At 63.0% G+C, this 10,736-nt stretch carries 8 protein-coding genes; 3 read left to right on the top strand and 5 right to left on the bottom strand.

What is annotated here, in order from left to right; genetic code table 11:
• Window positions 1–217: 217 nt before the first annotated feature.
• The gene (locus ACE04F_RS21370; RefSeq protein WP_486109799.1) at window positions 218–1,036 is read right to left on the bottom strand and encodes a UDP-2,3-diacylglucosamine diphosphatase; all 819 of its coding nucleotides are present in this window, start codon (window positions 1,034–1,036) and stop codon (window positions 218–220) included.
• A 135-nt stretch (window positions 1,037–1,171) separates the two neighbouring features.
• On the opposite strand from ACE04F_RS21370, the gene ACE04F_RS21365 reads away from it, so the two are divergent.
• Together ACE04F_RS21365 and ACE04F_RS21360 are read left to right on the top strand one after the other, a co-directional pair.
• The gene (locus ACE04F_RS21365) at window positions 1,172–1,915 is read left to right on the top strand and encodes a helix-turn-helix transcriptional regulator (protein ID WP_486109797.1); all 744 of its coding nucleotides are present in this window, start codon (window positions 1,172–1,174) and stop codon (window positions 1,913–1,915) included.
• A gap of 227 nt (window positions 1,916–2,142) precedes the next feature.
• Window positions 2,143–3,033: a DMT family transporter gene (locus ACE04F_RS21360; protein ID WP_486109795.1), complete on the top strand. Its 891-nt coding sequence runs from the start codon at window positions 2,143–2,145 to the stop codon at window positions 3,031–3,033.
• Window positions 3,034–3,052: 19 nt separating this feature from the next.
• Here the strand turns inward: ACE04F_RS21360 and ACE04F_RS21355 are convergent, their stop codons facing one another.
• Window positions 3,053–3,340: an Rdx family protein gene (locus tag ACE04F_RS21355; protein ID WP_434572572.1), complete on the bottom strand. Its 288-nt coding sequence runs from the start codon at window positions 3,338–3,340 to the stop codon at window positions 3,053–3,055.
• A gap of 70 nt (window positions 3,341–3,410) precedes the next feature.
• On the opposite strand from ACE04F_RS21355, the gene ACE04F_RS21350 reads away from it, so the two are divergent.
• A complete protein-coding gene (locus ACE04F_RS21350) occupies window positions 3,411–5,600 on the top strand; it encodes a patatin-like phospholipase family protein (RefSeq protein ID WP_486109793.1) in 2,190 nt (729 codons plus the stop codon).
• Between the two features lie 131 nt (window positions 5,601–5,731).
• On the opposite strand, the gene ACE04F_RS21345 is transcribed toward ACE04F_RS21350, so the two are convergent.
• The 3 genes from ACE04F_RS21345 to recQ all read right to left on the bottom strand — a co-directional run bounded on the left by ACE04F_RS21345 (window position 5,732) and on the right by recQ (window position 10,518).
• A complete protein-coding gene (locus tag ACE04F_RS21345) occupies window positions 5,732–7,720 on the bottom strand; it encodes a FimV/HubP family polar landmark protein (RefSeq protein WP_486109791.1) in 1,989 nt (662 codons plus the stop codon).
• 119 nt (window positions 7,721–7,839) lie between these two features.
• Window positions 7,840–8,274, bottom strand: a complete 435-nt coding sequence (locus tag ACE04F_RS21340; RefSeq protein ID WP_305499533.1) for a MarR family transcriptional regulator — start codon at window positions 8,272–8,274, stop codon at window positions 7,840–7,842.
• A gap of 117 nt (window positions 8,275–8,391) precedes the next feature.
• Window positions 8,392–10,518: a DNA helicase RecQ gene (gene recQ, locus ACE04F_RS21335; protein WP_305499531.1), complete on the bottom strand. Its 2,127-nt coding sequence runs from the start codon at window positions 10,516–10,518 to the stop codon at window positions 8,392–8,394.
• Between the last annotated feature and the right edge of the window lie 218 nt (window positions 10,519–10,736).

Genomic DNA, 10,736 nt, shown 5'->3' with positions numbered 1-10,736 from the left:
GCGCAGCAGCCCCCGTTCAGACGCCTGCATTTATCCAGACACATCGCGCGGTTCAATTGACGACTGCTGCGCAGCCGAGCGGGAGCAAGCTCCCTCGCCACAAGAGCCCTCTCCACTAAACGTTGGAGCAAGCTCCCTCGCCACAAAAGCCCTCTCCACTAAACGTTGGAGCTAGCTCCCTCGCCACAAAAGCTGCTCTCCACTAAACGGTTAAAGTTCAGGCCGGCTCAGTCACTTTCAACTCGGCCTTGACCAGCGCTTCGCGCGCCTGGGCGTCCGCCAGGCGATACAGCTCGATCGAGCCGTCCCAATGCTCGATCAGCGCCGTGCACGACTCGACCCAATCGCCGCAGTTGAGGTACTCCACCCCGCCCACCTGACGAATCTCGGCATGGTGGATGTGCCCGCACACCACGCCATGCAGTTCACGCTTCACGCATTCGTGGGCGATGGCTTCTTCAAAATCGCTGATGAAGCTGACGGCGGTCTTGACCTTGTGCTTGAGGTACGCCGACAGCGACCAGTAACCGTAGCCGTAACGCGCCCGCCAATGATTGAGCCAGCGATTGAGCGTCAGGGTGAATTCGTAGGCCGAATCCCCAAGAAAGGCCAGCCAACGGTGATAACGGGTGATCACATCGAACTGGTCACCATGGATCACCAGCAGGTGTCGACCATCGGCCGTGACATGCACCGCTTCGTCCACCAGTTGAATGTTGCCCAGGATCAGCTTCGAATAGCGCCGCAGGAATTCGTCATGGTTGCCGGTGACATAGATCACCTCGGTGCCGCGCTTGCTCATGGTCAGCAAGCGCCGAATGACGTTGGTATGGGCCTGGGGCCAATACATGCCACTGCGCAGTTTCCAGCCGTCGATGATATCGCCCACCAGGTAGACCTTGTCGGCGTGATAGCCCTTGAGAAAATGCGACAGGTGCTCGGCCTGGCAATCTCGCGTACCCAGGTGCACGTCGGAAATCCACAGGGTGCGGACACGCTGTTTGCGGCTGGGCCTGGCGAGCTCGGCGCTGGTCATTGGGCAACCCTCTGATCGTTTTCACCACAGTGCACCCCAGCGGTTAATGACCCATGACAATAATGCGTCGGTTGCATGACAGCGCGAGGCGCCGCGCCCTCGGTGTAGACTGGCCGCCTGCCACGGGAGACCGCGATGAGACCGATCCTCACGCTACGCCACTACAGCCATGATCTGATTGTCCACAGCCACGACCATGCGCAACTGGTGTTCGGCTTGTCCGGCGCGCTGGACTTCGAAGTCGAAGGGCGTGGCAGCCAGGTGGTGCAGCAGAGTTTCGTCGTGGTACCCGCCGGCGCCCGTCACGCCTGCGGCAGTCCTCGGGGCAGCCGTTGCCTGGTGCTGGATGTGCCTGATGGTGACTGGGTCGGGCAATGCCTGGGCGATCACGCCGATGCCAGCCGGCGCTTGCTCGACCGCAATATCCGCCTGCCCTTGGATACGGGGCAGAGCCAGTTGGTGAGTTGGCTCGCGGGCAGTCCGGTGGACGACCCGCTGATTGCCCAGCAAGGCGCGGTGCTGCTGTTGGCCAGCCTCAACGGCGCCCGCCAGCAAACCAGCGGCAGCCGGCGCCTGCCCTATACCGCGCTGGATGCCCATATCGACCAGCACGCGGCCTATCCGCTGCAAGTGGCGGACCTGGCGCGGGTCGCCGGGCTTTCCAGCGCGCGCCTGCATGCGCGCTTCGTCGCCGAACGCGGGCAGACGCCAATGGAATACATCCGCAGTCGCCGCCTGCATAAGGCGGTGGGACTGTTGCGAGACTCGAACCTGCCCATCGGCGAAATCGCCCATCAGGTTGGCTACAGTTCGCAAAGCGCCTTTGCGGCGGCGGTGCTGCGCGAGTTCGGTGTTTCGCCGGGCAAGCTTCGGCGCTAGACCCGCGCTAAAAATCGCTAGGTTCGCGACAGACACTGGCGCCTTACCCACGCTTAAATACGACAATCTATAAAGGAATGGCTCTGTGGGGGCGAGCTTGCTCCAGGCAGCGACCCGACGAATTCCATCCGCCAGCCGATATCCCCATGGCCTGAACTAGCGCTTTCGCGAGCAGGCTCGCTCCCACAGAGGACTTTCGCTGTGTCTTATCGAATGAAAGGATTGCAATGACTCCCCGTACCGCCCTCGGCGCCTTGCACATCGGCGCACTCATGTTTGGCCTGACCGGCGTGTTCGGCAAACTCGCCGCCGCCTCGCCGGCGGTCATTGTGTTTGGCCGTGCGGTGTTCGCCGTGCTGGCCCTGGCAGTGTTTGCCCGGTTCGCCAGCCGCACCCGCTGGCAAAAACTGCGCGGCCGCGACGCTCGCCGGTTGCTGCTCGGTGGGCTGTTGCTGGCCGGACACTGGGTGAGTTTTTTCATCTCGGTAAAAGTCGCCGGGGTCGCCATCGCCACGCTGGGGTTCGCCAGTTTCCCGGCCTTCACCGTATTGCTCGAGGGGCTGATCTTCCGCGAGCGGATCCGCGCCAACGAGATTCTCCTGGTGGTCCTGGTGAGCGTCGGCCTGGTGCTGGTCACACCGGACTTTGACCTGGCCAGCGGCGCCACCACCGGTTTGCTCTGGGCCGTGGCTTCGGGACTGTTGTTCTCGCTGTTGTCGCTGACCAATCGCGCCGGCTCCGCGCACGTACCGCCGGTGCAGGCGGCGCTGTGCCAGAACCTGGTCGTGGGGTTATGCCTGTTGCCGATGGCCGCGCCGCAACTGAGTGACGTGCGCCCCATCGACTGGTTGTGGATCGGCCTGCTCGGGGTGTTCTGCACTGGCCTGGCCCACAGCCTGTTCGTCGCCAGCCTCGCGGTGATCAAGGCGCGCACCGCGGCGGTGGTGTTCGCCATGGAACCGGTCTACGGCATCACCATTGCCTGGCTGCTGTTCGATGAAAACCCGACGCTGCGCATGCTGCTCGGTGGCGTGCTGATCATCGTTGCGATCGTGGTGTCGAGCCAGCTCGACGGCACGAAAAAATCCAGCGCCGGCGCCCAGGCCCCGTCTCACTGAGCCAGGTTACTGAAACGAGTCACTGAACCCGGTCGTTGTGCCCCAGGTCGCGCTCCGGGTCGATCCGGTCGCGGACCCGCTGCTTGAGGACCTTGGCCTCGGGAAAACCGCCGTCTGCCTTGCGCTCCCAGACCTGCGTACCGTCGCAACTTATATGAAACACCCCGCCGGTGCCCGGCACCAGGGACACCTTGCCCAGGTCGTCGCCAAAGGTGCTGAGCAACTCCTGGGCCAGCCAGGCGGCGCGCAGCAACCATTGGCACTGCGTACAGTAGGTGATGACGACTTCCGGTTTGTGAGCGGTCATTGCGGGTGGACTCCTGCTGTCAAAGGCGTCGTTATACTACCGCCTTTGACCGCCTGCCCCGAGATTGACGATGCGCCGCCTGCTGCCATGCCTGCTCCTGTTACTGCTGCCCCTGTTCGCCGACGCCGTCGAAGCGCCGCGACCGAAGATCGGCCTGGTACTTTCCGGCGGCGCGGCCCGTGGGCTCGCGCATATTGGCGTGCTCAAAGCACTGGAAGAACAAGGCATCAAGATCGACGCGATTGCCGGCACCAGCATGGGCGCGGTGATCGGTGGCCTATACGCTTCCGGCTACAAAATCGACGAGCTGGAGAAACTCGCCCTGGGCATCGACTGGCAGCAGGCGCTGTCCGATGCCCCGCCGCGCAAGGACGTGCCCTTCCGGCGCAAGCAGGACGACCGGGATTTCCTGGTCAAGCAAAAACTGAGCTTTCGCGACGACGGCAGCCTTGGCCTGCCGCTGGGCGTTATCCAGGGTCAGAACCTGGCCCTGCTCCTGGAAAGCCTGCTGGCCCACGCCAGCGATACCCGGGATTTCGACAAGCTGCCGATCCCCTTCCGCGCCGTGGCGACCGACATCGCCACTGGCGAAAAAGTCGTGTTCCGCAAGGGCCACCTGCCCAAGGTGATCCGTGCCAGCATGTCGATCCCGGCGGTGTTCGCCCCGGTGGAACTGGACGGGCGGCTGCTGGTGGACGGCGGCATGAGCGACAACATTCCCTTGGACGTGGCCCGGGAAATGGGCGTGGACGTGGCCATCGTCGTCGATATCGGCACGCCGCTGCGCAACCGCAAGCAATTGGTCACGGTGGTGGATGTGCTGAATCAATCGACCACCCTGATGACCCGGCGCAACTCGGAGGAACAACTGGCGACGCTGAAAAACAACGACGTGCTGATCCAGCCTGCCTTGGCGAGCTTTGGCTCGACCGATTTTGGCCGCGCCACGGAAATGATCGACGCCGGCTACCGCGCCACGCGGATACTCGAGGCGCGCCTGGCGCACCTGCGTCGCCCCGAAACGCCCGACGCCGAGCTGATGGCGGCGCGCACCCCCAGCGAACGCACGCCGGTCATCACCGCGATACGGGTGGAAAACGATTCGAAAGTCGGCGACGACGTGATCCGCTATTACGTTCGCCAACAGATCGGCGAGCCGTTGGACCTCGGTCGCTTGCAAACCGACATGGGCACCTTGTACGGCCTGGATTACTTCGAGCAGGTGCAATACCGCGTAGTGCACAAGGGCGCGGACAACACCTTGGTGATCAGCGCCCGGGGCCGACGCACCGGCACCGATTACCTGCGCCTGGGCCTGAGCCTGTCGGACGACATGCGCGGCGACAGCGCTTTCAACCTCGGTGCCAGCTACCGGGTCAACGGTATCAATCGCCTCGGCGCCGAATGGCTGACCCGAGCGCAGATCGGCGACAAGCAGGAGCTGTACAGCGAGTTCTACCAACCGCTGGACGTCGGCTCGCGCTACTTCATCGCGCCCTACGGACAATTCGAATCGCGCAACGTCGAATCGATCCTCGATAACGACCCGGTCGCCCAGTATCGGGTCGAGCGCTACGGCTTCGGCCTGAACCTGGGCCGGCAGATCGGCAACAGCGGGGAAATCCGTTTCGGTGTCGGCCAGGCCTGGGGCAAGGCGGACGTGCGCATCGGCGATCACGACCAGCCCAGCGAAAACTTCAACGAAGGCTTCTACGAGCTCAAGTATTCATTCGACTCGCTGGACAACGTCTACTTCCCTCATGAAGGCGAAGACATCGGCTTGTCCTGGCGCCAGTACGAACCCGGGTTGGGTTCCGACCAGCGTTATCGCCAGTGGGAATTCAGGTTGGACAAGGCCCTGAGCAGCGGCCCGGATACCTTCATCCTCGGCGGTCGTTATGGCCGGACCCTGGACACCGCCGAGGTCGTCACGTCGAGTTTCGTCCTCGGCGGCGCCCGACAGCTGTCGGGCTTTCGTGAAGACGGGATATCCGGCCAGAACATGAGCCTGATGCGCGCCGTGTACTACCGCAGGCTCACGCCGCGCGCCTACCTGCCGCTGGATTTCCCGCTGTATGTCGGCGGCTCGCTGGAGCGCGGCCGGGCCTGGAACAACGACAATGAATTCGACAGCGGCTACATCAACGCCGCCAGTGTCTTCCTCGGGTTCGACACGCCGCTGGGGCCACTCAACTTCAGTTATGGCTTCAACGACGATGATGAGCAGGCGGTGTATCTGAATCTGGGGCAGACGTTCTAGCGCCGTTCAAAACTGTGGGAGCGAGCCTGCTCGCGAAGGCAGAGTGTCAGTCGATGAATGTTTTGAAGGTGATGGCCTCTTCGCGAGCAGGCTCGCTCCCAAAGGGGATCTGCGTCGGCCATGCAATTGCCTCAACGAATCCCGGCCAACAAGACCCGGGCGGTTTCCTTGAGCGGTTCATCGCCCTCTTCCACCAGTTCCTCCAGCAGCGTGATGGCGCTCTTGAGGTCACCTTCATCGATACGATTCTGGGCTTCTTCAAGCTTTTCGGAATGCTGCGAAATGAGTGGCTCAAAGGCCACCGGTTCGAGCGACAGCGACTCGAATTCGGGTTCGGCGGTCAGCGGCTCCAGCTCCAGCGATTGCTCTTCATCGGCAAACCCATCGAGAAAATCGTCATCCAGCGACTCGGTTTCCAGGGGCGCCCCCCATTGCAGGTCGGGTTCATCGAACCCGGAGAGCGACAAGGTGCCGGTTTCGAAGGATTCCAGCGGTTTCGGTTCAACGGAGGCCTGTGGGGTGTCGGTGAGGTCCCAGCTGTTCTCCATGGACAAGCTATCGAGCTTCAGCTCGAACTCGTCGTCAGGGGTGCGGGCCGGTTCCGGCTCTGGAATGGATACCTGAGGTTGTGCCGGCGTGGGCGCATCAAGCGGCGTATCAACGGAGGTTTCAAGGGGCGCGTTAACCAGGGAGATTTTCGGGTAGCGTCCGCGGATCTCTTCCAGCGCCTGGCGATCGATGCCCTGGGCCAGCAGGTGATTTTCCTGGGCCTGGAAACCGATGACATCGCCCTGCTTGCCCAGCACATCGAGCAACTTGAGGCCAAGGTCGGTACGCTCCGGCTCCGCCAGCAATGCCGCGCGCAGCAGACCCGCAGCTTCAGTGAAGCGGCCATAGGTCAGGTAGATTCCCACCCCTTCGAGCACATCGCCGAGGGGCGCATCGCCGTTATTGAACGACGCGGCGACTTCAGCACGTTCGGTGCCGGATTGCGCGTAGGTTTCGGGTTCGTCATCATCCAGGATCAATTCGCGACGCTCGGACAGTGGCTGCGGATCCGCCAGTTCCTGCTGCTGCCGACGGCGCAGGAACAACAATACGACGAGCAACGCCACCAGCCCTACCAACCCCGCCACCCACAACCAGTCGACACCCTCGGCCTCGTCGACCGGCGCCGCCTCAACCACCGGTGCGGGCTCGACGTTTTCCGCTGGCGCCGCTGTCGCGGCAACGGCATCCGGCGGCTCCTGGGCCAGTTGCGCCTGCAAGTCGCTGATCTGCTGACGCTGGCCGGCGATTTCCGCGTCCTGGGCCTGGAGCCGGGCTTGAAGTTCGTCGATGGTTTTCTGTTGTTGCTGGTTCTGCAGCACCGTGGCGGCGAGTTGCTCGGCGTTGCTGTCGGGGGCGACAGAGGCCGGCGTTGAAGGGTTTGCGGCGGGAGGCGGCAATATGGCCGAGTCGGGCAGCAACAGGCGCTGACCGATGGAAAGCCGCTCGCTGCCAGGGTTCAGCGCCTGGATCCCCTGCATGAGTTCATTGACCGGGGCATTGCTGCCGGCGTCATGCAGGCGCTTGGCGATGATCCAGGGGTTGTCGCCCTGCACGACGGTGTAGCGCTTGCCTTGTGTGGCCGGTGGCGGCTTGATCGCCGGTGTCGCTTCGGCCGCAGCGGAAGGCTCGTCCACGGCCGGCACAATCCCTGGTGTGCCCGGCGGATCGATCAGCACGGTGTATTCGCGCAGCACACGGCCGTTGGGCTGGTTGAGCTGTACCAGGAAATTGAGGAACGGTTCTTCCACCGGCTTGCTGGAGGTCACCCGGATGAAGCTGCGCTCGCCGCGCAATACCGGCGTGAAACGCAAGCTGTTGAGAAAGAACACCCGTTCCACCCCGGCGCGGCTGAAATCGTCCGGGCTCGCCAGGCTGGCCGAAAAATCCCCCTCGCCCAGGCCGGCCGCATCGACCAGGGCGATGTCGGCGCGCAACGGCTGGTTGAGCGCGGAATGAAGCGTTATCTCACCCAGCCCCAGCGCCGACGCCAGGGCCGGAAAGCCCAGGGCACCCACGACGATCAACACGTTGACCCAGTTGCGCAACGTGGACTGCAGACTTTCAAGCATGGGCATCCCTTTCGATTACCAGAACCAACCTCGGCGTAAACGCTTCCATTAGGAACGCTTACTACTGGTTATAGTTCGCTAACCGGCGAATCTCAAAAACCTGGTGTCAGGGATATGCCTCAGGATTTTTCCAGGTTGGCCAGGATCCTGCCGTGAACCCGCATGCACACCCGCATATCTTCTTCGTCGACGCCTTCAAACAACTCCCGACGCAGCTGCGTGGCAATGGTTTCGATCTGTTCAATCAGCGGCAAGGCCGGCGCGCAGAGCACGATCTTCTTGGCGCGGCGGTCCTCGGCCACGGCCTGGCGCTGCACCAGCCCCTGGGTTTCCAGGCTGTCGAGCAAGCGGGCCAGGGTCGGACCCTCGACGGCGACGCTCTGGGCCAGTTCACGCTGGGTCGGCGCCTGTTCGAAACGGGCCAGGTGCAGCAGCACCAGCCAACGCGCCTGGGACAGGCCCAGCCCGGCGAGGCGACGGTCCAGCTCGGCTCGCCAGCCCCGGGACATTTGCGCCAACTGCATGCCGAAGCGGTGTTGATCGGTTAGAGGCATAAAACACTCATCAGAATCAAAATAGGGAAATACTAATTATTAGTCAGCTAAGCATGAGCTTCGGATTCAAGCAAGGCTGGCACTGTAGTGAATCGTTAAAGGAGCGTAACCGTCTGATCAGACTTCAAATTCCGATTGCAGTGCAGCCCTGACGCAATACAGGACGCCTTCCGGAACACGGCCTGCAAACAGCGCGGCAACGTCAGATACCGCGGGCAACTCACCCTCGCCGTCGAGAAACGCGTCCTGGATTTCGCCCATCAGTTCTTCGGGCAAATCCAGCGCCTGCTCCAGGGATAGCTGCTGTTGGCCGATCGCCTCGGCCAGCATCGTGTAGACGTTCTTTTCCGAACACTGCAACTGCCCGGCGATCTGTAGCGGGGTCATCCCGGCACGAGCCAGCGTGATGAGTTCGTGGCGTACATCGGCCACGGCTTTCGGCGCTTCGGCTTCGCCGCCGAGCACCTGAAGGAAGGCCTCGCCATAGCGCTCCAGCTTGCGCGCGCCAACACCACTGACCCGGGCCATTTCCGCCAGGGACGTCGGCTGGCTGCGGAGCATTTCCAGCAACGTCGAGTCGGGGAAAATGACGTAGGGCGGCACGCCGTGCTCCTCCGCCAGCTTGCGGCGCAAGGCGCGCAAGGCCTCCCACTGATCGCGCTCTTCGCCACGTACCAGTTGGCTGGCCTGGCTCTTGCTGCTCTTGATCGCCGTCGCGGGCTTGAGGTCGCGGCGCAGTTCCAGGCTGACCTCGCCTTTGAGCAACGGCCGGCAGGTCGCGCTCAGGCGCAGGCCGCCATAACCTTCCAGGTCGATATCCGCCAGGCCGCGCGCCACCAGTTGCCGGAACAGCGAGCGCCATTCGCTCTCGGTGCGGGCCTTGCCCACGCCGAACACCGAAAGGTGCTGGTGGCCAAAACTGCGGACCTTCTCGTTGTCCTTGCCCAGCAGCACGTCCACCAGATGCCCCACGCCATAACGCTGGCCGGTTCGATAGATGGCCGACAGCGCCTGGCGGGCCGGCTCGGTGGCGTCCCAGGTCTCCACGCCGTCGACGCAGTTGTCGCAATGCCCGCAAGGCTCGGGCATGTCCTCATCGAAATAGGCCAGCAAGGTCTGGCGGCGGCAACGGGTTTCCTCGCAGAGCGACAGCATCGCGTCAAGCTTGTGTTGCTCCAGGCGTTTATGGCGCTCATCGCCCTCGGAGTTCTGCAGCATCTGCTTGAGCATCACCACGTCTTGCAGGCCGTAGGCCATCCAGGCGTCGGCCGGCAAACCGTCACGGCCGGCACGGCCGGTTTCCTGGTAATAGGCCTCCAGGGACTTGGGCAGGTCCAGGTGCGCGACGAATCGTACGTTGGGCTTGTCGATGCCCATGCCGAACGCCACGGTGGCAACCATGATCAGGCCTTCCTCGTTGAGAAAGCGCTTCTGGTGATAGGCCCGCAGATCGTTGGGCAGGCCGGCATGGTAGGGCAATGCCGGGAAACCTTGCTCGCTGAGGAACGCCGCCACCTCCTCGACTTTCTTGCGCGACAGGCAATAGACGATACCCGCGTCGCTGCGGCGCTCGGCGAGGAACGCCAGCAATTGCTTGCGCGGCTGTTCCTTGGGCACGATGCGATAGAAAATGTTGGGGCGGTCGAAGCTGGAGAGGAACCGCTCGGCGTTCTGCAGGTGCAGCCGTTCGACGATTTCTTCGCGGGTACGTTTGTCGGCGGTGGCGGTCAGGGCGATGCGTGGCACGTCCGGAAACAGTTCCGCCAATTGCCCCAGCTGCAGGTATTCGCGACGGAAGTCATGGCCCCATTGGGATACGCAATGGGCTTCGTCGATGGCAAACAGGGCGATCTCCAGGCTCTGGAGAAAGGCCAGCATGCGCGGCTGCACGAGACGTTCAGGCGCCAGGTAAAGCATTTTCACTTCACCGCGCTGGATGCGCGCGGCAAGGTCGCGCTGCTGCTCGGCGCTCAGCGTGGAGTTCAGCGCGGCAGCGGCAACGCCCAGTTCTTCGAGGGTCGCGACCTGGTCATCCATCAAGGCAATCAGTGGCGACACCACCACCGCCAGACCGTTGCGCAGCAGCGCGGGCACCTGGAAGCACAAGGACTTGCCGCCGCCGGTAGGCATGAGCACCAGGGCATCGCCACCGCTGGCCACGCGCTCAATGATGGCACCCTGGCGGCCACGAAAACTGTCGTAGCCGAAGATGTCCTTGAGAACGCGTTGAGCCTGTTCGAGCATAAAAACTCCAAAAATCACCGAAACATCCCTGCAAGGCTGGTCCAGAAACACAAACGCTGCACCAGCGAATCGTAAGTGCGCGTTTCGGACCGCCGGGATGCCGCAGGGCATCACAAAACGCGGCAGTATACCCGAGGGCTTCGTTGCGAAGGGGGTTGCTGACGGGAGGTTTGAGAGCAAATGCGGGACGAGCCCCACCCTGTGGGGGGGGGGGGGGG

The organism is Pseudomonas sp. AGC41 (assembly GCF_057334555.1).
Note: the sequence above shows the minus strand (reverse complement) of the source record. Positions and strands in the feature narration are given on the sequence as shown.